Source organism: Pragia fontium (assembly GCF_900638655.1).
Taxonomy (GTDB): Bacteria; Pseudomonadota; Gammaproteobacteria; order Enterobacterales; family Enterobacteriaceae; genus Pragia; species Pragia fontium.
Genome location: NZ_LR134531.1, coordinates 3338410 through 3362967, shown reverse-complemented (window position 1 = coordinate 3362967; position 24558 = coordinate 3338410). Strand labels below are relative to the sequence as shown.

Annotated in this window: 13 protein-coding genes and 1 other RNA gene; 8 read left to right on the top strand and 6 right to left on the bottom strand. The window is 43.4% G+C overall.

Translation table 11 applies throughout. The annotated features are described in order from the left end of the window. Positions 1 to 43: 43 nt before the first annotated feature. An RNA gene (gene rnpB / locus EL341_RS14515) (RNase P RNA component class A) lies at positions 44 to 420 on the top strand. 1262 nt (positions 421 to 1682) lie between these two features. Then, positions 1683 to 2180, top strand: a complete 498-nt coding sequence (locus tag EL341_RS14505) for a hypothetical protein (protein WP_126468113.1) — start codon at positions 1683 to 1685, stop codon at positions 2178 to 2180. 165 nt (positions 2181 to 2345) lie between these two features. Here EL341_RS14505 and EL341_RS14500 read toward each other — a convergent pair whose 3' ends face one another. The 3 genes from EL341_RS14500 to EL341_RS14490 all read right to left on the bottom strand — a co-directional run bounded on the left by EL341_RS14500 (position 2346) and on the right by EL341_RS14490 (position 6285). Beyond that, positions 2346 to 2825 carry a recombinase family protein gene (locus EL341_RS14500; RefSeq protein WP_126468112.1) on the bottom strand — a complete coding sequence of 160 codons (480 nt, stop codon included), beginning with the start codon at positions 2823 to 2825 and terminating at the stop codon, positions 2346 to 2348. A gap of 115 nt (positions 2826 to 2940) precedes the next feature. Continuing rightward, positions 2941 to 3159 (bottom strand): hypothetical protein, encoded by a 219-nt coding sequence (locus EL341_RS14495; RefSeq protein ID WP_126468111.1) that lies wholly within the window; start codon positions 3157 to 3159, stop codon positions 2941 to 2943. Positions 3160 to 3732: 573 nt separating this feature from the next. Continuing rightward, positions 3733 to 6285, bottom strand: coding sequence for an autotransporter outer membrane beta-barrel domain-containing protein (locus tag EL341_RS14490; RefSeq protein WP_126468110.1), 2553 nt, complete (start codon positions 6283 to 6285; stop codon positions 3733 to 3735). A 750-nt stretch (positions 6286 to 7035) separates the two neighbouring features. Here EL341_RS14490 and EL341_RS14485 point away from each other — a divergent pair. The 3 genes from EL341_RS14485 (at position 7036) to EL341_RS14475 (ending at position 12341) form a co-directional block, all read left to right on the top strand. Further along, on the top strand, positions 7036 to 7818 hold the full coding sequence (locus EL341_RS14485) for a winged helix-turn-helix domain-containing protein (RefSeq protein ID WP_164720469.1): 783 nt from the start codon (positions 7036 to 7038) through the stop codon (positions 7816 to 7818). After that, complete coding sequence (locus EL341_RS14480; protein ID WP_126468106.1) at positions 7815 to 8318, top strand: hypothetical protein; 504 nt, start codon at positions 7815 to 7817, stop codon at positions 8316 to 8318. The genes EL341_RS14485 and EL341_RS14480 overlap by 4 nt, the downstream gene beginning before the upstream one ends. A gap of 465 nt (positions 8319 to 8783) precedes the next feature. Beyond that, complete coding sequence (locus EL341_RS14475) at positions 8784 to 12341, top strand: autotransporter outer membrane beta-barrel domain-containing protein (protein ID WP_232036568.1); 3558 nt, start codon at positions 8784 to 8786, stop codon at positions 12339 to 12341. A gap of 107 nt (positions 12342 to 12448) precedes the next feature. On the opposite strand, the gene EL341_RS14470 is transcribed toward EL341_RS14475, so the two are convergent. Beyond that, positions 12449 to 15544 (bottom strand): autotransporter outer membrane beta-barrel domain-containing protein, encoded by a 3096-nt coding sequence (locus tag EL341_RS14470; RefSeq protein WP_232036567.1) that lies wholly within the window; start codon positions 15542 to 15544, stop codon positions 12449 to 12451. Positions 15545 to 15618: 74 nt separating this feature from the next. Continuing rightward, on the bottom strand, positions 15619 to 18657 hold the full coding sequence (locus tag EL341_RS14465) for an autotransporter outer membrane beta-barrel domain-containing protein (RefSeq protein WP_074821637.1): 3039 nt from the start codon (positions 18655 to 18657) through the stop codon (positions 15619 to 15621). A 1081-nt stretch (positions 18658 to 19738) separates the two neighbouring features. Here EL341_RS14465 and EL341_RS14460 point away from each other — a divergent pair. The 3 genes from EL341_RS14460 (at position 19739) to EL341_RS14450 (ending at position 23129) form a co-directional block, all read left to right on the top strand. Next, positions 19739 to 21319 carry a flavin monoamine oxidase family protein gene (locus EL341_RS14460; protein ID WP_047781967.1) on the top strand — a complete coding sequence of 527 codons (1581 nt, stop codon included), beginning with the start codon at positions 19739 to 19741 and terminating at the stop codon, positions 21317 to 21319. Positions 21320 to 21335: 16 nt separating this feature from the next. Next, a complete protein-coding gene (locus EL341_RS14455) occupies positions 21336 to 21752 on the top strand; it encodes a c-type cytochrome (RefSeq protein WP_053007658.1) in 417 nt (138 codons plus the stop codon). Between the two features lie 66 nt (positions 21753 to 21818). Continuing rightward, entirely contained in the window at positions 21819 to 23129 is a 1311-nt protein-coding gene (locus EL341_RS14450) for a cytochrome c (protein ID WP_074821639.1), read from the top strand. Positions 23130 to 23476: 347 nt separating this feature from the next. On the opposite strand, the gene EL341_RS14445 is transcribed toward EL341_RS14450, so the two are convergent. Then, entirely contained in the window at positions 23477 to 24457 is a 981-nt protein-coding gene (locus EL341_RS14445; RefSeq protein ID WP_047782769.1) for a KpsF/GutQ family sugar-phosphate isomerase, read from the bottom strand. Between the last annotated feature and the right edge of the window lie 101 nt (positions 24458 to 24558).

The following is a 24558-nucleotide window of genomic DNA, read 5'->3' as shown; positions in this document are numbered from 1 at the left end:
TGTTTTCTGGATTCTCAGGCTCGGCGCATGTATACTCCGCGCCGGAGTCGGCCAGACAGTCGCCGCTTCACCGTAGTCCTTTCGGGGAGACGGGTGGAGGGGAGGAAAGTCCGGGCTCCATAGGGCAGGGTGCCAGGTAACGCCTGGGGGGCGCAAGCCCACGACAAGTGCAACAGAGAGCAAACCGCCGATGGCCCGCGTAAGTGGGATCAGGTAAGGGTGAAAGGGTGCGGTAAGAGCGCACCGCGCGGCTGGCAACAGTTCGTGGCATGGTAAACTCCACCCGGAGCAAGGCCAAATAGGGGTTCACATGGTACGGCCCGTACTGAACCCGGGTAGGCTGCTTGAGCCAGTGAGCGATTGCTGGCCTAGATGAATGACTGTCCACGACAGAACCCGGCTTAACGGCCGACTCCAATATCTTATAAAACAATGTGTTGATGTAGTTCCTGCCGTATCTCAGATAATGGGATACAGAGTGGGATACATCGACAGTTGCCTTTCAACACAAAACGTTCCTTATACCTTGCAACGAAACGGGATTTTTTATCTCTATTTTCGCTTACCTGATAATCGCTTTTTTAAATCATCGTTAGGCTGTGACAGCTTGAGAAGAGCCAGATTTATGATATCTCGGCTTATGTCTTATATTTCATCAGTTAAGCTTGGTAAGATGGCATGTAAACAGCTATAGCGGATTGTGACAGGAATGAGAAAGCTAACCAAGAATGCATTGATTGCGATGATATTAGAGAGAATGATTTAATAGCTTCAAAGTCTGTTGCTGGGTATTTAAAACTTTGTCAGTCACTGTTTTCTACGTATCTAACTGATGATAAAGATATATATACAGTTTCACCAACTCATGGTGTGAAGTATGACTCAAAAAGTAAACCTTATGGGGTTTATTCCCAAACAGAAATGAAGAATTTAGTGACCTACTTTATTTCGTTATCTGATTGGAGGAAATGGGTGTTTTTGTTACTTGCTTATACCGGTGCTCGTAGGAAAGAAATAGTTACATTAACTGCTGAAAATGTTCGTTTAGATGTTGACTCGCGGCGTTATTATCTGAAGATAGTAAAACCGAGGTAGGAACACGGCAAATTCCATTGCATAACAAGTTAGTTGAACTTGGATTTATGAATTTGGTAAACCAAATAGGGAAAGGGAAATTATTTCCCCAAGTTACATATAACAACCAAATTACCAAAGCTTTTCATGATATTAGAGAGCATTTAGATATACCTTACCTGAATGATTATAGTGAAAGGCGAATCGTTCATAGTTTGTGTCATACATTCATTACAGAGGCTCAGGCTAATGTATCTAATACAGTACTTATTCAGCAGGTTGTAGGCCATGAGCATTCTAATATTGGTCAAACTCAGAGGTATACGCATAGATTGACTGTATCGCAGTTGTTGTGTGTGGTGGATGGGATTGGGTGGGTTTAGTACCTATTTTAAGAGATGTTCCTATAGATATGAAAATTGTTAAGCCATAAATATATCCCGAGTATTTGGCTGATAAGCAACTGACGGGAGAAAGAATGAAAATGCTATACATTTGGTTTGGGCGATGGTCCGTGCCGAAGGGATGACTAAATATTTGGCAACAGCTAAGATTTAAACGTTGGCTCAAATAGTATAAATCATAAGCAGAATAGGTATTTCAGGGATATGAAAAAGATAAGTAGCTTTCTATTATTATGTTTGTGTTTTGTCATGCTGGCTGGATGTCGAATACAAACAACATATAAGAATGGTTCTGTTTCAGGTATCGTCAAAGATGTAATAACACAGCAACCTATTGCCGATGCACTGGTTGTCATTGAGTATTTAGCGATAACAGTGAAAATGACTACTGACCAGCAGGGGCATTTTCATATGGATGAGAAAACCGGCTGGGAAATAGTGGGGATGATGGATGGAAGAGCCCCACAAGATTTTCAATGGCCGGGCTTTATAACTATTACAGCCAAAGGTTATCAGACACGGAGTTGGCTGGCGGATTACCATATTGTCTATGATTACCCCATTCAACTATTGCCAGAAAATAGCTCATTAAGCTATGTCAAAATGGAATTACCCAATGGCCAAACTCTCTATTATCAGTTAGATAGTGAACACTCTCCCCCTCAACCTCCTGAAACGGAAGTCTTTGTTGAGGCTGGATGATAAAAAGAGGACAATGAGACGAATGTTACTCGGTTAAATATGAGTAAGGTAAGTTTCACCGTGGGGGGTTAGGTATCCGCCCTGATAGTTATCTAAACGAGTGAGTAATTCGGGTACCTGTCAGTGCCAGATCGGGTCTGAGCTACTATATCTATATATAAATAGTTATTTTTTGTTGAGATTTTTAATTCTATAAACCGTAGCTATTCCACAACCTTCAAGCTTAGCGATATCTTCAACGCTAATATTGTTCGTAGCTAAGCGTTTCTTCACTCTTTCATGAAGCTCTTTATTAACCCCTTTTCCGCCAATACGCTTACCTTGAGCTTTATCTCTTTCTTGCCCCTGTCTAATCCGCTCAACTCGCTTCTGCTGATCCAAGCGAGCCATCGTAGCCATTAAATCAATAAGCATATTGTTAATGACATACATGATTTCAGATTCGATCCCTTTTTTAGTTACCTGCTGGTGTATAGTTGGCATATCAAGAACAACCAGTCTCAGTTTCTTATCATTGATTTTGGATTTTAAAGTTTCCCAGTTATCTAAGGATAAACGGCTTAATCGATCTACAGACTCGACTAATAAAACATCATTAGGAAGTGCATCTTCTAATAGTTTGTTCAGGACAGGACGGTTAAGCATCGTTCCGGTATACTTGGTTTAGGTTTTTTTATACCACAATGTGGACATATTTTAGCTTCAGATGAAACTTGATTCTTACACTCTCTGCACTTAATGATTGCCATTGTTTTCCCTTCTAGCAAATATTTTCCAATCGTTTTTTTAGCAGATTGTTATCAACTTCCAGATACAAAAAGCTAATTTGGTAGTGTTCGTTTTGTATATAGGTCTCTCTGAGCTTTTGGGTAAGTTTTTCTGCTTCTTTTGGTGAATCTGTAATAGCAAGGAGCTTCAAGCCATAGTCTTGTCTATCACTATAGTTAACTCTTTCAATTACCACAAATTGTCTTGGCATAAGAGCAATTATTCCTTCCTATATCAGATGAAATCTCTTTCTGTAAGATTACACAAAATGATCTGTTTTATCTATCAATAATTAAATTATGATCAGTAAAAACGATCAATCCTATCAATAAGAGGATATCGATCGGTAAAAGCGATCGATGAGTATCTATATGACTAATTTAGGAAACTTTTAGTGACGTTGAATTTTAGCTTGGATAAGATGAGTTATACCGGTAAATATATCAAAGCTCTATGCAGTTGAAAGATAGCTTGGTGTTTTAGGTCATCAGTTTAATGTTAATTCCAAGATCTTATCAAACGTCCCAACTGCCGTATCTCAGATAATGGGATACATCGACAGTTGCCTTCCAACACAAAACGTTCCTTATACCTTGCAACGAAACGGGATTTTTTATCTCTACTTTCGGCTGCCTGATAATCGGTTTTTTAAATCATTATTATATTGAGCTGGCCTAAGAACCTTCAGATTAACTTCATTTTTAAGAGATTTTTACGGCGATAAAAGATAAAGGCAGCACTATTTAGCGCTGCCTTTATGAGGTCTATAAGCTTTATCTATTTATCAGAAGCTAAAGCGATAGCCGCCGTTTATCTGGCGTTGATCAAACTTGTTGCCGGTAGAACTGTCGACATCCAGATAGAAGGTATGTTGTTTTGCTACCTGGGTGCTAACGCCTACTCCGTTATTCCACCAGTTTCCTTTAAAGGTATGATTTTCGGTTGAGCCATTTAGCTGATAGTTCACATCCCCTTCAAACTCACGCACGATACCGGTCTTTAGGTAAACGTTCACTTTGTTATCACCCTGATTAAGCTCATAGCCTAACAAAGCACTGGCTCTTCCCATTAGCGACTCATAGCTCCCTAAATCGACCTTCAGGCCGTTTGAGGCTTTAATATGCGTTGCTTCTTGATGGCCATAGGCTAGCTGTGCTTGTGGTTCGATATAGAAACCATTGTTTTGTTCACTCAGGCTGAATTTTTGGCCTGCTTCCAGCGAGAAGCTCACGCCATCGGAATTACCATTACCGCTTACCCGTTCATTTTGACTATCTTTGACGTTGAACTTATTTTTTATGTGTGAATATTTCACAACAGAATCAAGATAGAAACCATTGCTGGCTAGGTATGAAGCATAAATACCGGCATTATTGGATTCAGTGGTACCGTCACCTGAGCGATAATCTGGGCTACCATGGGTTTGCCCCATAAACACGCCTAAAAATAGCGGAGTTTGTGGTGAAATTCGCTTATCGACACCGATTTGTATACCGTTGTAAGTCATATCAAACTGATTGAGTTTCCCGCCGGAGAAAGAGTCAAATTTACCAGCAAAACCGCGTAGCCACATATCGCCGTGTTCACCGTTTTGACGTAAATCCCCCATTCGCTGTAATAGCGTCTGCGTTTCAGCATAATTCATCAGGTAACCAATATTTAGGAAATTAGCTCCAGCGTTGGCCGTCGAGGTAATTTCAGGCGTTATTGGGCCGGTATTATTATCAACTGGGGTGCCGAATAGCTCCCAATCAGTACCGGTTTTTCTTAAATCATATTCATAACCGCCCAGTTCAACTTTATTGGTCACCGCAAACTGACCGTTACCATCGGCAGTTTCCACCACGGTTAAGGTTTCATTACCGTTAGTAGACAGATCTCCACGGTTTAAGATGGTAAGTTTATGGTTACCTTGGCTGGTACCTGAAATAACGAGTTTATCGCCACTATTATTGATGCCATCACCCTCTCCAGCAATATCTGTACGCATGATAAATGTACCGCTACCGCTTAAATCATTTATCGTCAGCGTATTAAATGTCGTGTCATTATTATTGGAAGCAAACCGGATTATGCCGTTGTTTATCGACAGGTGGTTGATATTTGAGTTTTCGCTTAATGACCATAACGATTGTGTGTTAACGTCTAATCTATTCACGTTTAACATCTTACCGGTTAGCGAAGCGCCATTCTGAAGAGTGATGTCTGTGATAGCGTCAGTGGCAGATACCACATCACCAACGATATGACTATCATCGAGTGATGCTGCCGTTATCGCTCCAGAAGAAACGTGTAAAAAGGTGCCAAAACCACCAATGATATTTGCATTATTTTCAATATGAATATTCGCTGTGGCATCTCTGCCAACATAAATTCCTGGCGCAGCTTCCGTCTCGATGGTCGAGTTATTCAGAGTAATATTATTCTCTAAATAGTCACCGGTATCATCTCCCTTATATAATAAAAGGCCAAAACCGTTACCGAATGCTTTAATAGAACTATTATTAGTTAGGTTAAGCTCTCCGCCTTGCAGCAAAATAGCGTTATTACCTTGACTCACAATTTCGGTGTTTGAAATAGTAGTATCGCCACCAATTATATAAGCACCGGTATCACTTGAATTGATTTTCGAACTTGAAATAAGCGTGTTCGAATCATTTTTGTTACTGCCAAATATTGTTAGACCTGCACCGCTACCAATCGGACCTGCATAGTTAATTACCGAATTTGTCATGGTTAAATCGGACGACATACTGGAAACTCCGTAGCCACCTTTTTCCACCGTACCCGTTGCATTTATTACGCTATTATCGATATTGGCAATAGAATCATAAGATAAGCCTATACCGTAGGCTTCACTGTCAATCGTACTGTTATTAATAGTGGCGTTGGTACTTTGTAGGGCAAGCGCGAAGTTTCTCAACCGAGTACTCTTCACTGAAGCGTCATTGATGGTAAGGATATGGCGTTCGCCATCTCTGGTGTTGGTAGCGATATAGCCTAATATCTTGCCACCATTACTAACGTTAATTGTTGAACTCGCTCCTGCGTTATTTGCGTCCGCAGAAATAGAGCCAGAAATGCCACCATTTTTGACATCAAGGGTAGAGCCTTGTATAGCAGCTCGTTGAGTCAGACTTTCTCCACCAATAACGCCACCGCTATCAACGGTCAGATGCCCCCCATTTGAAACCTGAAATTTTGTTCCTTGCTGGTCGGTCGTCACGGTTAACGCTTTACCATCAACATTTGTTGTCGCGGCATAGGCTGAATGAATTGAAGAAAGTACAAGTACTGCGGCGATAGATAAATTAAAGCGTTGTATTTTGGTGTTCATAAATATGTTAACCTTAGTAATTCCTTTAAGGTGGAAATGATTAATCCGTTTTAATATATCGGTTAGTATGATTATTTAATAAAATTGAATTCTCCTCCATTCTGCTTTAGAAAAAGTAAAAATGGAAGCGAAACTCTAAATTTATCTTATTATAAGGAGGAACTTTTACAATGAGAATGCTTTAATGTATTAATTAAGGAACTAAATGTAATAAAGAGACTTTGTTAAAAATCAATTTCACCAAAAATGAATCTATTGCATTGTTTTATATTGACTTTTTTATCCTGCTTCTTTTTGTAAATTATTGTAAATATAACGTGGGTGTAGTGAGTTGGGGGGAGTTATTGCTTTTATTAATGTGCTTTTTGATTGATATTTATCGATTTAAGGCGTTGGTAATTTTAGGTTTTATGATAATTTATAATTAGTAAGGACAATTAATGTTCATAAGTATAATTGATGAGAAATTTATTATTGCTATAGTGGAGATTTATTTTTAATGACTTGTGATTAATTCGTTACTTATGTTAAAAATAAATAATTACAGTTGGTTATTATTTTCGAGGTAATTTTATTTTATTTTTAATACGTTGTTATTGTTTGCTTTATTATTCGGTTTTTTAAGGTTAATGTTATTTTTTTATTTCTCTTTTTAGCTGGAACTTTTGTACATACGCTACCAGAATGCGTTATGCTATATAGGCAGAATAACTGTATTGATTGGCTAAAATAGTGAGTAATGACGCTACCGTGACTACATCATCTAATACTTTTTATCGGATAAACGGTCAGATTGACTATGAACCTCAAAATCATATTTTACGGCATTGTTCTACTAACGTTGAAGTGACACTTTTTGCTCCAGCCTCCCGCTGCCTGCTTTTACTTATTGAAAAACAGAATACTATCATTAAGCAGCAAGAACTTATGTTGATCGGTTGGGAGATGCATGGTTTGAGCGTCTCCCCCAATGCTTTTTATCAAAATATTGCTAATATCCGTAGGGCGTTCAATGAGCTACTTCCTGGGCTGGAGGTTATTACAACGATAAAACGCGTTGGTTTACTCATTAGTAATGAAGTTAATATCGAGTCTATCGGTGCTAATCCTGAGGTTTTCTCAGAGAGGATCCAGGATCCTGATATATACATTGATTCTTATTCAACGTTCAGAAAAAAATATAATCTAACGATATCTTTAACTATTTGTTTGATAGCTTTGCTATTTTTGGCTTCCAGCATAGTTTATTACCGATATCAGTTAGAGAAAAACACTCTATTTTTTAATCAGTACACTCTGTATGGGAAATCAAATTCTGGATGTGATGTTTTTATAAATAAGCTGGATAATGAAGCACTTATATACTCAGGTATGCAAATAATTAATACCATGGATTGTAAAAAATTCAACCAAGCCTATATTACAAGGTGGCCAGAGTGGACAAGAACTTCGATTGTCTTGTGCTCTATGGCTCGATACCCATCTGACGAGCTATCTTGTACTACTTATTTTTATGAGAGCAATTATCAATGACAAAAAAACACTGGATTGTCATGGTATTTGTCATTTTATCTAGCATATTGGGTGTTTTATTCATATGGAAAGCCAGCTTATTAAAGGTCGGTAGCCATATACCTGAGTGTCTGGCCACAACGGAATTTAATAAAAAGGGTTATAGAGCACCATTAATAGTCAATTTTCGAGTCGATAAAGATAAAGGCCTTATTTTTTATGAGGGTCCTGTTTTTCTTGACAATAAATTGGTCGGGATTGTTAATCGGCAAATTGAATTTACCGTAAAGAGAATGCCTGGTGCTACAAGGGAACATGGTACAGTCAACTATCAGAGTTATAACGTAACGGTTTTTCCTAAAGATAATCTATCGGAAAATATAGCTGAAAAAATACTTCATAATTTTTTCATTAAGAATAATAGCTCAATTTATTTTGATATTTTTAATATGAAAGATGGCGCTATTTTGATCAACGATAATATACCTTTATTTTACTGTCGCCATGTACAAAAAAATTAACTTTCCAATTGCCTGGTGACGTACTATCTCTACTAAGATACGGTGGATACACGCCGAGTTACACCGGTAAATTTATCAAAACTCTATACGGTTGAAAGATAGCCTGTTGTATTAGGTCGTCAGTTTAATGTTAATTCTAAGATACTATCAAACGTCCTAGCTATCGTATCTCTGCTATTTGATAAACGTTATGGTTACAAATCATATAACTAAACCCTCATCGGGCTACTCAGCTCACTAAAGTGGAAATTTTACCAAATAACGACTAACCCTTAAATATCATATACAACGCATTAATAAAATTAAAAGCATTGATAAAAAAACGTATTTGATTTAGTTTATTATGTGAATTATTTCTATAGTAAATTTAACTGATTTTGTTAACTAATTGATGTTAAATGTTTTTTAAAGATTAAAGTGCTTAAGTATTCCAAGGATTGGTTTATTAGCATATGGAGATGTATTGTGTACGTGCAAACAACGTTAAAATCTGTAATAAAACGTCATTTGCTGATTGTGGGTATTCAATTAGCATTCATGTCGACGCCTGCGTTATCTTTAGCCTCTTCATATCTTGGCTATGTTAATAATTATTCAAAAGCTATTGATTCTGAAGCCTTAAATACTGGCGTTATGTCTAATGTAAATGGCGATATTGATCGTGCATTTAACTATGGGACAAATCCAACGCTGACAACCAAGCGTTTATATGTTGCTTATCGGGATAGCGATAGCGCTGTGGTTACCGCTACCAGTTCCAAGATGCGTGCCTTTTCCGCGCCTTCTATGGGCATTATGAGCAATGCCTCAGCCCTCAGCTCAGCGAAAGCTGCTCCTCCTTATTTCAATGATTCAGACGTTGTGAGTAGCGGTGTATGGGACTGGAAAAATAAGGGCAATGTTATTGGTGGAGGTGACGGTAATCGGGGCGAATTAATTCTGCAAGGTTCTGCCAGTTATAATAATGACTTCTCCGTCGGATATAACGGCGGCAATGGTGTATTGACCATCAAAGATAATGCCATTAATGCTAATGGTCTGACTCGTTTCCAGATAGGAACAGTTTACCCTCGCAATACACCCTCAAGTGAAACCCACGGCGTTCTGAACTTGATAGGCTCAGGTATGGGGGAGATTAACTCCAGAGGATTGAGCGTTGGCGATACTGGTTTATTATTTGACGTAAAGACTCAACGTGATAAAGCCATTACAGGAATATTGAATATTCTCGATGGTGCAAGGCTGAGTGTTAGCCCAATTCCAGACAAATTCTGGGTATATTCTGACTCTCAGCTATGGGTCGGAAGCGGAAATTCAGTGAACTCCGGCACAATTAATATCAGTGGAAAAAACAGTCAGCTTTCTTTAATTAATAAATATATAGAAGAACATCCTTATTATGATGACTCGATGGTAGATGCCGATGCTTTTTTAGGGTATCTCGGTGAGGCTGATATTAATATATCCGATGGCGGTTCATTTATTGCCGGTCGTATCATTGCTTCATTTATTGGAAAAAATGACATTGTTGGTAATTTGTCCAAGCTTCCTTCAGTCAATATTAATGTTACTGGGGCCGGTAGTAAGTTAGGCGTTCAGGGTTTAATGGCGCTGGCTTCAAACGCGGGAGGCAGAGTTTATACTGTTGATATTGGCACTGATATAAAAGGGATTGGAAGTGCAGTTTTAACCGTTGAAAAGGGGGCTGAAGTCTATTTTGAAGGTAAGGCTTATGTGGGCGGGGATGGTTTTGAAGTGCCAACGTCAGGACTCTTTCTGGCCAGTGATGAGGGTTCATCTGCTACGGTAAACCTGAACGCCGGGGGAACAATTTCCATTTCTGATAGCAATTTATCTCCGAATAAAGACGGGATTGTGGCAGGCGCGGGAGCTTATGACTTTAATCTCAATGGCGGCACTCTTCGGGTTAATTCTTGTAAATATTGTGATGATAAGTTAACGACCTCGGTAAATATGAACGTGCTCTCCGAATCCTTTCTGGAAGCGGATGACGCCGATAAACGCATGATGCTGAATGGCAATCTGGTTGGTGCTGGTGGGCTGGTTAAGACCGGTGCAGGAACGGTTATTTTCTCTGGTGATAATAATTATACTGGCGGAACTCGCGTCGAAGCCGGGGAACTGCGTTCAAACTCTTCTGGCGCATTTGTTAATAACACCGCTTATATCGTTAATGGTGGTCGGTTAAATCTTAATCATCACGATCTGATTATGTCGTCGCTTTCGGGTTCCGGCGGCGTGGTTGGCGTCACTTCCGCAGATCTGACGATTAATCAAAATGTAGATAGTTACTTTGCGGGGCAGTTTGACGGTGCTGGCACTATCACCAAGTCAGGAAAGGCTCAGTTAGCCCTCAGTGGAGATAGCCGAGGCTATAACGGGTTAACGACGGTGGCGAATGGTAATCTGGATTCAACCAACGCTTTAGGTGGTCAAATCACTGTTGAAAAACAGGCGTTGCTTTCTGCTACTGGGTATTTGGGCAAGACAACGGTAGCGTCCGGCGGAAGTCTGATGGTAGGAAGTCTGTACCATGCCAACCAACCGAGTTTATCGACCCTGAATATTGATACTCATCTCAATAACCAAGGGTATATATATGTAGGTAGAACCAACAATAATGCTCCGTCACTGGTCGGAAATAAGCTGGTTGTGAATGGTAACTATCAGGGCGGTGGTTCACTTCATTTTAATACTATTGTTGGCGACGATAACTCTATCACTGACCATATGACGGTGATGGGGGATACGTCAGGAACCACCATGGTTTCTGTTAAAAACGTTGGCGGCATGGGGAATTACACGGAAAAGGGGATCGAACTGATTACCGTTGGTGGTCAGTCAGATGGCGTTTTTCTTCAGTCCGGGCGTATTACTGCCGGGGCTTATGACTACTTTCTCAATCGAGGGGATACCACCAAAGGTGCCGATGAGAAGAGCTGGTACTTAACGAACTCTCAATCAAAACCGAGTCCAAAAGAACCTGCTGTGCCAACCATTCGGCCTGAAGCTGGTGGCTATAGTCATAATATCGCCGCCTCTAATATGCTTTTTGTTCATCGGTTACACGACCGTTTAGGTGAAACTTATTACACCGATACTTTGACCGGGGAAGAGAAGGTCACCAGCATGTGGATGCGCAACGTGGGTGGACATACTCGCTCAAGAGACAGTAGTGGTCAGCTTAAAACTCAAACCAATCGTTATATTTTACAGCTGGGTGGTGATGTCGCCCAGTGGAGCAGCGATGGTGAAGACCGTTGGCATCTCGGTGCGATGGCGGGCTACGCTAACAGCCATAGCAATACGCGTTCATCGGTTACACACTATGGTGCCGATAGTTCTGTCAATGGTTATAGCCTAGGCGGTTACGGCACCTGGCAACAAAATGAAGGTGAAAGCACCGGTGCCTATATTGATACCTGGGCTTTGTATAGCTGGTTTAAAAATAGGGTTCAGGGGCAGGAGCAGGTAGCCGAATCCTATAAATCTAAAGGAATCACGGCATCTATTGAAACCGGTTATACCTTTAAAGGCGGCGATTATAAAGATAGCAAGGGCGAGAATAACCAGTGGTTTGTGCAACCGCAGGCTCAAATAATTTGGATGGGCGTCAAGGCCAACACATTTACTGAAGCGAATGCCAACGCTACTCGGGTTCGCAGCGAAGGTAATGGTAATATTTTAACCCGCTTGGGTATTCGTACTTTCCTGAAGGGGCATCATCAGTCTGATGAGGGAAAAGGGCGAGAGTTTGAGCCATTTGTGGAAGCTAACTGGATACACAATATGAAAACGTTTAGTACCTTAATGGGGAATGAACGCATTAAGTTAGTGGGTACCGATAATATCGCTGAAATTAAATTGGGGGTTGAAGGTCAGATTAACCCTAATTTTAATATGTGGGGAAACGTCGGGGTTCAAGTTGGTGACAGCGGGTATAGCGATGCAGTCTTTATGCTCGGGGTTAAATATAACTTTGGACAGATTTCGAAAAAGTAATTGCGTCAACTTGCTATAAGTCACGGGCTTGCAGCCTGAAAATCGACGATATATCTTGAAAGCGTGAGTTCAGCAATAAAATCATTATTGCTGAACTCAGCCATCAATCAGAAGCTATATTTCATGCCTAATGTTGCCGAGGTATCGCTGTAGCCTTCCGTTCCGATTTGCTGAGCGACATTAATCCAGCCGGTCAGCTTTTGGTTAAACTGCGCTTCTACGCCGGTTTTCAGTTCAGCAATATCGTCATCTCCCACCTGCGTATGGCTAACGCCGTTCATTGTGGCTCCCATATTTTTGGTGTTATGGATCCAGTTGGCTTCAACAAACGGTTCAAAGGTGCGATCTTTGCCATCATCAATCGTGCTGTGGCCGCTTAAATAGGCGCGTAAACCTAACCGCGTTTGGATATTGTTTTTACCGGTGCTGGTTATCGTTGTCCCGTTGTGTTCTGTATGATCGTCTGCGCCAATGCCCATCCAGATCACCTGCGCTTTTGGCTGGAGAAAATAGCGAGTTCTTTCATCATATTGACCCAGATTGAAGGTATAGCCGGCTTCAATGGAGGCGGTTATACCCTGACTGTTATATTTTTCGCTGTTCAGCCCATCGCCTTTAACGGTGTTTTTAAACCAGCTGTACAGGGCCCAGGTGTCAATATAGGTGCCGTTTTTATCTTCATCGTTGGCATACCAGGTACCGTATATTCCAGCGGAATACCCGCTGACCGTACCTCTGGATGTATATCCGGTCACTCTGGAGTCAGTATTGCTTTGGCTGTTGCCATAGCCGGCCATTAAGCCCAGATGCCAGCGATCTAAACCATTATGAGACCAGTCGGCAATATCGCCTCCCAGTTGAACCACATAACGGTTACTTTGGGTTTTTAACTGACCGCTGCTATCGCGGGCGCGATTATGTCCCCCGACCTGACGCAACCATAAACTGGTGACTTTCTTTTCACCGGTAAGGATATCGGTGTATTGGGTGTCCCCCAGTCGATCGTGCAGGCGGGTAATAAATAAACGGTTGGCGGTGGCTATATTGGTGATATAGCTGCCGGTTTCCGGACGGACAATCGGCGCCGGAACCGGTGGTTTTGGCGTTACCGGTGGTGGCAGCACACAATCACAAGGTGGCGGTATAATTGGCTCTTGAGGCTCCGGCGGTGGGCTCGGTGGAAGCTCAGAGGTTAAGTACCAATTTTTGGCATCTGCACCTCGGGCGGTATTCCCCCGATTGAGAAAATAATCATAGGCACCTGCCACAATGCGACCATCTTGCTTAAAGGTGCCGTCTGAGGCGCCACCCACCTTAATGAGTTCAATGCCTTTATCGGTGAGTGCGCCGGTACCGCCAATGTTATTGATTCTGACTAAGGTAGTACCTGACGTATCCCCGGTGATATCCAGCTTATCCGTTGGCGAATTATCCTCACCCAATTGAACATCCATGACGATTAAACCGTCGTTACCGGTATAGTTACCGGCAATATTAAGGGTCTCTCCAGCGTTTTTATTGGCGAGGTTAATGGTTCCGCTGTTATTGACGTGTCCTTCAACGATCTTATTATTATTGATGTCGGCTAATTTTAGGGTGGAAGAGGCATCAATATTTAAGGTGCCTGTTCTTTGGCTATCAAACAGGCCTTTTCCGGTCAGGGTTAACTCCGATCCTTTGTTGAGTGAGATGGTATTCCAGGCGGATAACCGCAGTCCGTCTTCGCGGTTATCGTGATACCCGCTATAGGCTCTAAACGTTTGACCTTCAAAGGTGATCTCACCAGTTGAGCTCGGTTCGGGATCGTTACCGATACTGGCACCGCCGTCGAGATGATACAGTTCGGAGATATCGGCCCCTTGCCGGATAAAGGCCTTATCGTGGCCGTAGCCGCCCATTAACACCCGGCCGGTAATTTTTCCGCCGACAAAGTCGAAGTAGTCATCACCGCCGGGGTTGATATTATTGACAGTCTGGTAATCGTAAAAGTAGATATCCCCTTTGATATGACCGGAAGTGACAACCACCTTATCGTTACCATTGCCGGTGTAGATATCGCCGTCAATTCCCCCCTTTGACCCGGCATCGACGTACAGCGCATCATCGCCATTGCCTAAATTCACCATACCAATCAGCTTACCGCCTTGTCTGACTTTTACCGTATCGGCCGCCTTTCCATCACTGAAGATCGACCAGGCCTTACGCTGATCCGCCAGCCCGCCCCCTTCGCTTAATATCGCTTTGGCACTGAGCAAACCATCCACAATCACCAGTGACGCTGTATCTGCTCGGAGCCAAAGCGCTCTGGAGTCACTATAATGGTCGGTGGCCAAGACGGAAATTTTGGCATTTTGGCCCACATAGACTTGAGCATGGGTTGCACGGTTGGCATTGAGTTCAGCCTGCGTCTCTTTATTGATATAGCCTAAGCTAATTAAAGACGTATCATATGAGGTAATCGCGTAGGCTCCGCGGCGTATAAGACCGTTACCCGCAGGATCCTCAGTCTGAATAGGATCGGTGACCGAAATATCGGTATCGCCTTTCACCACAAAGCTGGAGTTATCTCCAACCGTAAGGGCTGCCGCATGCTGTGTTAATGAGAAGTTGCCATCAAAAGTCGCCTGAGCGCCCCACTGTAATGATATCCCGTTATTACCGCCATCATTGATGAGTGTGGTATTTCCCCGAACGTGTAGGCGGCTGTCTTTATGGTTGAGGGTAATGAGCTGGGCATCATGTTTACTTTTTCTGGCGGTATGATGAATGTTTAAATCGCCCCAGACCGTGAGGGTGCTGTCATCAGCTATCTTAACATGGGGAGCCCATTCCCCCTGAGCGGTTATATTGAGATTACCTTTTACTAACACAGAACTCTTATCTGTGACCGCAAGGTTATGCGATGTGACTTGGTTCGGGGCGCCGGTAATATTCAGATTATTGTGAAAGGTGGCGCGGCCGCCCTTAAAGACCTCCACTCCGGTATAGGGGGCCGCGACACTGACTTCGTCAGCATAAAAATCGGCGGAAGTGTTTTCCCTACTAATCGAAATGCTACTAAATTCATCGTTAGTAAATTTGTGGTTCTGACCATTTTTGATATCGACTTTAATTGGCGCGGCGATGACATAGTGCGGCGCATTGGCTGATAGCGATAACAAGATAAGCAGCGATAATTTTTTATAATTAAATGTATTCGGCATGAAATGAATATCCTTTTCATTGGATGAATAACAGGCAGCGTTTTAATCCGGGTGTTTGAACTTCGATGGCATCATTAGAAGCTATATTTCATGCCTAATATTGCCGAAGTATCGCTGTAACCTTTGGTGCCGATTTGCTGAGCGACAGTAATCCAACCGGTCAGCGTTTGGTTAAACTGCGCTTCTACGCCGGTTTTCAGTTCCGCAATATCGTCATCACCCACCTGCGTATGGCTAACGCCGTTCATTTTGGCGCCCATATTTTTGGTGTTATGGATCCAGTTGGTTTCGACAAACGGTTCAAAGGTGCGATCTTTGCCATCATCAAGGGTGCTATGACCGCTTAAATAGGCGCGTAAACCTAACCGCGTTTGAATATTGTTTTTGCCGGTGCTGGTTACCGTTGTTCCGTTGTGTTCTTTATGCGTGTCTGCGTCGATCCCCATCCAGATCACCTGTGCTTTGGGCTGGAGAAAATAACGGGTTCTTTCATCGTACTGACCCAGATTGAAGGTGTAGCCGGCTTCAATGGAGGCGGTGACGCCCTGACTGTTATATTTTTCGCTGTTCAGCCCATCGCCTTTAACGGTGTTTTTAAACCAACTGTACAGGGCCCAGGTATCAATATAGGTGCCGTTTTTATCTTCATCGTTGGCATACCAGGTGCCGTATACCCCGGCGGAATATCCGCTGACCGTACCTCTGGATGTATAGCCAGTTACTTTGGAATCAGTATTGCTGTGGCTGTTGCCATAACCGGCCATTAAGCCCAGGTGCCAGCGATCTAAACCATCATGAGACCAGTCGACAATATCGCCCCCCAGTTGCACCACATAACGATTGCTCTGGGTTTTTAATTGGCTGCTGCTATCGCGGGCGCGATTATGTCCACCGACCTGACGTAACCATAAACTGGTGACTTTCTTTTCACCGGTAAGGATATCGGTGTATTGGGTGTCCCCCAGTCGATCGTGCAGGCGGGTAATAAATAAATGGTTGGCCGTGGCCATATTGGTGATATAGCTGCCGGTTTCCGGACGGACAATCGGTGCAGGCGTCGATGGCTTGGGGGGCAGGCCATTTCCCGGGTCTTGAGGATCTGCCGGAGGCGTTGTTGTCGGTAACCCTGACGTTAAATACCAACTTTTGGCGTCTGCGCCTCTGGCGGTATTTCCCCGATTGAGAAAATAATCATAGGCCCCGACGACGACGCGCCCATCCTGTTTAAAGGTGCCGTTTGAGGCGCCTCCCACCTTAATTAATTCAATACCTTTATCGGTAAACGCCCCGAGACCACCAATGTTATTCACTCGGACTAAGGTGGTGCCTGCGGTATCTCCGGTGATAACCAGCTTATCCGTTGGCGAGTTATCATTACCCAGTTGAACATCCATCATGATTAAACCGTCGTTACCGGTATAGTTACCGGCAATATTGAGGGTTTCGCCGGGGTTTTTATTGGCCAGATGAAGGGTTCCGCTGTTATTAACATGCCCCTCGATGCGCTTGCTGGCATTGATGCCCTCTAATTTTAGCGTCGAAGAGTTATCAATATTTAAGGTACCGGTTCTTTGGCTATCAAACAGGCCGTCTCCGGTCAGGGTTAGCTCGGATCCTTTGTTCAGTGACACACTATTCCAGGCGGATACCCGCAGCCCGTTTTCACGGTTATCGGTATAACCGCTATAGGCTCTGAACTTCTGGCCTTCAAAGGTGATTTCACCGGTTGAGTTTGGATTAGCGCCGCTACCGAGACCGCCGCCACCGTCGACATTGTACAGTTCGGAGATATCGGCACCTTGCCGGATAAAGGCTTTATCATGGCCGTAGCCGCCCATTAACACCCGGCCAGTGATTTTTCCACCGACAAAGTCGAAATAGTCATCGCCACCGGGGTTGGTGTTGTCGGCATAATCATAAAAGTAGATATCGCCGTTGATATGACCGGAAGTGACAACCACCTTATCGTTACCATTGCCGGTGTAGGTATCGCCGGTAATTCCGCCTTTGGGTCCGGCATCGACATAGAGCGCATCATCGCCATTGCCTAAATTCACCCTACCAATGAGGTTACCGCCATATCTGATTTTTACCGTATCGGCTGCATCGCCCGCACTGAAGAGCGACCAGGCCAGGGCCTGTCCGCCCCCCGCTTTGGCACTGAGCAAGCCGTCAACAATCACCTGTGAGGCGTTATCGGCTTTGAGGTTGAGGGCAATGACGTCATGAATAGGGTCGGTAGCAGAGGCGGTAATGCGGGTATTTTGGCCGACATAGACTTGTGCATGGGTTGCGCGGTTGGCATCGAGTTCAGACTGCGTCGCTTGATCGATATAGCCTAAGCTGATTAACGATGTACCGTAAGCATTAACCGCGGTGGCGGGGCGGCGCGTCATCTTGCCGTCGGGATCTTCCACCAGAAGCGGGTCGGTGACCGAGATAGCGGTATCGCCTTTGGTGGTAAAGCTGGCGTTGTCTGCCACCGTCAGGGCGGTTGCCCGCTGTGCTAATGAGAAGCTGCCCTCAAAAATGGCCTGAGCCCCGGACTGTAATGCGATTCCTTCATTGCTGCCCTCATTGGTCAGGGTGGTATTGCCGCCAACGCGAAAAATGCTGTTCTGGCTGAGGTTAATCAGGGTGGCATCATTGATACTTTTGTTGGTCGTATGACGAATACTCAGATCGCCCCCAATATTGACGGAACTGTTATTCTCAACATTAATATGGGCAGCATTTTCGCCCTGACCGGTTATGGTTAGATTCTCTTTGACTAAAAATGAACTCTCATTGATAACGGAAAGGTTATTGGTTCCCTCCTGGTTAGGGGCGCCGGATATATTCAAATTACGGTGAAAGGTTGCGCTGCCACCGAGATCTAAAGACACGCCCATGCCAAGAGATTTCACACTGATCTCGGGTTCATTATAAAAGTCGGCAGAACTGTTTTCCCCAGTAATAAAAATTTTACCAAAATAAGGGAAGCTGAATTTGTAATTTTTACCATCATCGATAGTGATATTATAACGGGCGGCGATTGAATATTTAGGGATATTCACGGAGAGCGATAATAATATAAGAAGCGATAATTTTTTATAATTAAATGTATTCGGCATTAAATGAATATCCTTTTCATTGAATTAATAACTATTAATTATTATTAATATGCAACGTTTTAATATTTATCCTGATGAGGGTAGATTACACGTTTAAGACATAACAAAAAAATCGTTTATTCATTTTGATTTCTTCTTTTGCAATAGCTTTTCACTATCAATGCCTTATTAATGATCGGTGTAACAGATCGTTTGATTTGTTAACATTATTTATCTGTATGAATATTAAGTGGTTTGGTTTTTATTTGTTTTTTAAGAGAAGGTGCTGAAGTGCAACAACGCTTTGGTTGCTTGTTTTGATAAATAATTTAAATAAATTAAATTAGCAGGGGGGATATGTAAATTTTGATAGGTTTTTTTGTTATTAATTAATCAGGTTGATGGGTTTAAATTAAAGGCGTGAGAATATCATCGTTATCTATTATGCGTTATTTAAGATGATATCTGATGAACCCAGATTATTTTTAGATAATGATAGACTTTTTTTAACTAAAGCATAGAGGAAGTCCGGCTGAAAAAGTGACTGTATTTTGCCAAACCATAGCGGTTATCTTACTGTTTTATCAATTTTTTAATCCATCTTCATTGAATGTCATCACTGAGCAATACATGACTGATTCTACATTATCAAGCATAGGGTCGATGATATTGATAGTGACCTTTTAAACTAAAAGCCTCCTATATATATTAAAAACGGTATTCTGTATTTCGATGTTAGCCTGCGGACTCGCTGTTTTTTAAATTTTTAAGCGCTTTTATTTTTATTATCAGCAGATGTGATATCAACATATTTCAATCCTGCTGAGGAATGGAGGTATTTGAGCGCCTATGGTTTTTAGTTAAGTAAAAATATAAAACAATGATTAAGAAAATATGCATCAAGCAACGGTTAATTGACAAATTATGACGAAAACACAGGTTTATTTACATATTGTGCTTATTGTAAATATATAAAATTAATGTAATCAGTATGTTAAAAAATATGAGTTGAAAAGCACATTATTTGTATGGTTTGGTGAAAAAACAAATTGATATAGTTCGCAGGAAACTATATTTATCGCAACTTTCAAGGTGTTTTATCATGAATACAAAGAATGTGAGTCGTAGAGATTTGCTCAAAGTTATTGGTGCAACGGCGGGTGGCGCCGTGATGTATCAGGTAATGACGGCTTTAGCCCATGCGAATGAAAGTGACTTTACTGCTCCCCCAGTACTGGGTGGGGCACCGAATGGGTCGAGCGTTGTCATTCTGGGAGCAGGTATTGCCGGTCTGGTTGCTGCACATGAATTGCGCAAGGCGGGCTACAAGGTCACTCTTCTCGAATATAACAATCGGGTTGGCGGTCGAGCTTGGGCTATCCACGGCGGTGATAAATATACTGAACTTGGCGGTTTCACTCAGGAATGCCGTTTTGATCCCGGCCTGTACATTAACCCGGGTCCATGGCGTGTTCCTTATCATCATCGAGGCTATCTACACTATGCCCGTGAATTTGGCGTTAAGCTGGAAGCGTTCAATGCCCTTAATGGTAATGCTTTTCTGCATAATTCTCAGGCATTTGGCGGCAAACCTCAGCGTTATCGCCATATTGTTTCCGATTACAACGGCCAGATTACTGAACTGCTAAGTAAAGCGGTAACCCAAGATAAGCTTGACGATATGGTGACAAAAGAGACTCAGGAAGTCCTTTTGGAATCATTACGTTCGTGGGGGGTGTTAGATAAAGACTTCCGCTATACGCCAGCCACCGCTTCAGCCCAGCGTGGTTTTGCACAAGATCCGGGTGCCACCGCCGATGGTGTACCGAGCACGCCAATAAAACTCGATGATATTTTGTCATCCCGCCTGTGGGAAACGCTCAGTCTGCCATTCTCTTATGAGTACGGTTCCAGTATTTTCCAACCGGTAGGTGGTATGGATGCGTTGCCTAAAGCGATGGGCAAAACGCTGAACGATTTGGTGACGTTTAATGCCAAGGTGAAAAAGATCATTCAGTCCGATAAGAATGTGACAGTCACTTATCAAGATGTTGCGAACAATAATGCAGAAAAAACGGTTCAGGCTGACTGGTGTATCTGTACCATTCCATTCTCTATCTTGGCACAAATCGAGCATAACTTTAGTGAAGCCATGGAAGCGGGTATTGCCAGTGTGCCTTATGCACCAAGCTTTAAAGCCGGTATCCAATTTAAACGCCGCTTCTGGGAAGAAGATGAAGCCATCTACGGCGGCATTACCTTTACCGATTTGCCAATCGGTCAGATATCTTACCCAAGCAGTGATTACCTGTCTAAAGGTAAGGGTGTGGTGTTGGGTTCCTATCTGTTTGGTGTTAATGCCTTCCAGTTTTCCAGTTTGTCACCAGAGGAAAGATTGAAAAAAACCATGGAGTCATTTACCAAAATCCATCCGCAGGCGAAAGATGAATTTGATAATGGCGTCACCATGGCATGGCACCGTTCACCTTTCTCATTAGGCTGCTATGGTCTTTGGACGACAGAAACCAGAGATAAGCACTTTAAAAACGTATCGCAGATGGATAATCGGGTGGTGATGGCTGGCGAACATATCTCCTATATTCCGGCCTGGCAGGAAGGTGCCATTCTTTCCGCGATGGAAGCAATCCGTCAGGTTAATGAGCGTGCGGCTGCGTCTAAATAATAGGGGAGACATTGCGATGTTTAGAAAATTGATTCTGGCTTTAAGCCTGTCGCTTTTGGGTACCAGTCTGTGCTTTGCAGATGGTGTTGGCACCACGGGGCCTGGCCAATTTCCAGAACGCACTGGTGATGCCTTGTATCAATCCATATGCCAATCTTGCCATATGCCTGCCGGTGAAGGTGCGGTAGGCGCGGGTCATTATCCACCGTTGGCTGATAACGGGGACCTGATCTCATCGATGTTTTTAGCCGATATCATTATGTATGGAAAACGCGGTATGCCGCCTTTTGGTGGCGTGCTGGATGATGAGCAAATTATGGAATTGACCAACTATATTCGCAGTCATTTTGGTAATGATTACAAAGATAAAATTACTCAGGAGCAGATTCATTTCCTGCGTAAACCTGGCTATGAATATGTTGATATGGACTAATTCCGTTACGATTTGCCCTGATTAGGCTTTCTTATTTTTTGTATTGAAAAGCATGTGAGACCAAAGATGAAAAAATTTATCTTGAGAACCGTTGTCACGCTCATCTGTTGTTTCTTGATCGTGCTTGCTTTTGCGCTGTGGCCGACTAGTACTCCGCCATTAAACGCAGATCAACACGCCTTGGACAATCCCGAGCTGGTTCAGAAAGGACGCTATCTGGCAACATTAGGTGACTGTGCGGCCTGCCATACTCAGTCTGGCTCCGCATTGTATGCCGGCGGTGCAGCAATTCAGTCGCCGATTGGCGGCATCTATCCTCCCAATATCACACCGGACAAAGAAAATGGTATAGGTGAGTATACGCTTGATGATTTTGCCAGAGCGATGCGTAACGGTATTCGTAAAGATGGCATTACCCTATATCCAGCGATGCCTTATCCTTCCTATTCACGCCTAAGTGATGATGATATTACCGCCCTTTATGCTTATTTCCGCTATGGGGTGGAGGCTAACGCAACGCCGAATAAGCCGACTGATATTATTTGGCCTCTTTCTACACGTTGGCCTTTGGCTATCTGGCGTAAACTTTTTGCTCCTGAGGATGTGGCGTTCGATGCCGCCCGCTATCACGATGCTAAAATTGCGCAAGGGGCTTATATTGTCGAAGGACTGGGACACTGCGGTACCTGCCATACGCCTCGTGACTTTACCCTGAAAGAGCAAGGCCTTGATAACTCATCGCCAACCTATTTGGCTGGCGGACAGGTTATCGATGGCTGGTTTGTGCCAAGCCTGCTTAATAATGCGGAAGGGCTTAAACACTATTCAGCAGAGGATATTGTGGCAACGCTGCGTACCGGCCGTACGGCAAAACACGTGGTGATTGGTAGCCCAATGAATGATGTGGTGATCAATAGCAGTTCCATGTGGAATACCGATGATTTGGAGGCAGTTGCTGCTTATCTTAAATCATTGCCAGAGTCTAAGTCTGAAGCTACTGCACCTGTTGCTGTGGTATCTCAAGAAAGCGATCAAGTGCTGAACGAAAAAGCGCGTATGGCCTTTGCCTATCAGAAATCTTGTTCATATTGCCATGAAAGTAATGGGCAGGGAGAGGCCGATATATTCCCTGCATTGGCTGGAAATAACACGGTGCTTGCGCCGAATCCACAGTCAGTCATCCGCATTATTTTGGATGGCTATGATGTGCCAACTATCGATAGTAAGCAGATCCCAATGCGTATGCCGTATTTCCGTGACAGATTATCCGATAAGGAAATTGCCGATATCGTTAATTATATTCGTGGAAGCTGGGGCAATCAGGCATCGATGGTAACGCCTGAGCAGGTTAAACAAATCAGGCTTGAGCATAAGTAGTTTGTCACATTGATGTCTTGAAGCATGGGCTTATCGATTTTGGTTTGCCCATATTACAAACACCTAGGCCGGGAAGGGAACAAAGGTTCCTTTTCCGGCTTATTTTTTTGATTCATACATATTTAATCTATCACTCCTATTAGCCATGATACCTTTATTGTAGCCGGACTTTCGCCGGCTTGCTCTGAGCACCTCCGGGGGGGATAAGCCAGATAGACAGCTCTGAACTGTTCCTGAACTCTCCCTTACGCCTTGGCATGGTTTTGCTTCTGCTCGGGTTTATCTTGACTAACCAGCTTATCCATTCTGTCCTTTATGCCGCAAAAAGTAACATATCTAAATTGGCGTTATAAAAACCCCTTCATCAAATCGGTAATATGTAATATACCGACCACTTCACTTTCATCATTGATCACCGGTAGTACGGTTATCGGTTTAGGTTGATGATTTTCCATCAGGGAAATTGCCTCTGCTGCCAGCTTGTCGTGATGCACTGCGAGGGGATTTCGGGTCATTACACTGGCTACCGGCTGGTGCAGAATTTGCGTATCTTGCGCCAGATGTCGGCGGATATCCCCATCGGTTATCAAACCGATTAATTTACCCGCTGAATCAATCACCGATGTGGCACCAAACCCTTTGTCGGTCATGACGAACAGCGCGTCGGCAATGCTGTTTTCCGGTGTGACCAGTGGGTTTTGTTCTCCGCTGTGCATCACATGTTCAACGGTTAACAGCAGCTTGCGCCCCAGTGCGCCTCCCGGGTGGAACAGAGCAAAGTCATTGGCAGTAAATTGGCGAGACTGCATCAGTACAACGGCCAAGGCATCACCTAATGCCAGTGCCACGGTGGTGCTACTGGTCGGGGCTAAATCCAGCGGGCAGGCTTCTTTATCTACCGAGGCATCCAAGGTGATATCTGAATATTGAGCCAGCGTAGAGTGAGTGTTACCGCACAGGGCGATAATTTGTGCACCGATACGACGAATCGCCGGCAATATATTGATAATTTCCGGGGTTTCACCGCTGTTGGATAGGGCAATCACCACATCATGAGGGGTAATCATGCCTAAATCACCGTGGCTGCCCTCTGCCGGATGCAGGTAATAGGCTGGTGTTCCGGTGCTCATCAGTGTTGCTGCTATTTTGCGGGCAATGTAACCCGGCTTTCCCATTCCGGTCAGAATGAGCCGTCCCTTCATCGTTAGGATGGTTTCAATAGCTTGGCTAAATTGCCCATCGATTCGGTCTGCGGCAACCTGGATTGCCTGCATTTCAGTTGTCAGTACCTGCCGGGCTTGCTCAATAAAGTCCAGATGCTTGTTCATATTCACTCTCGCCAATCCTGCTTAAACGGCCTTTAGCATAACGCCTACGGCATATCCGCTCTATGGCATTAAGCCCGGGTTAACAGAAATTGAATAATCAA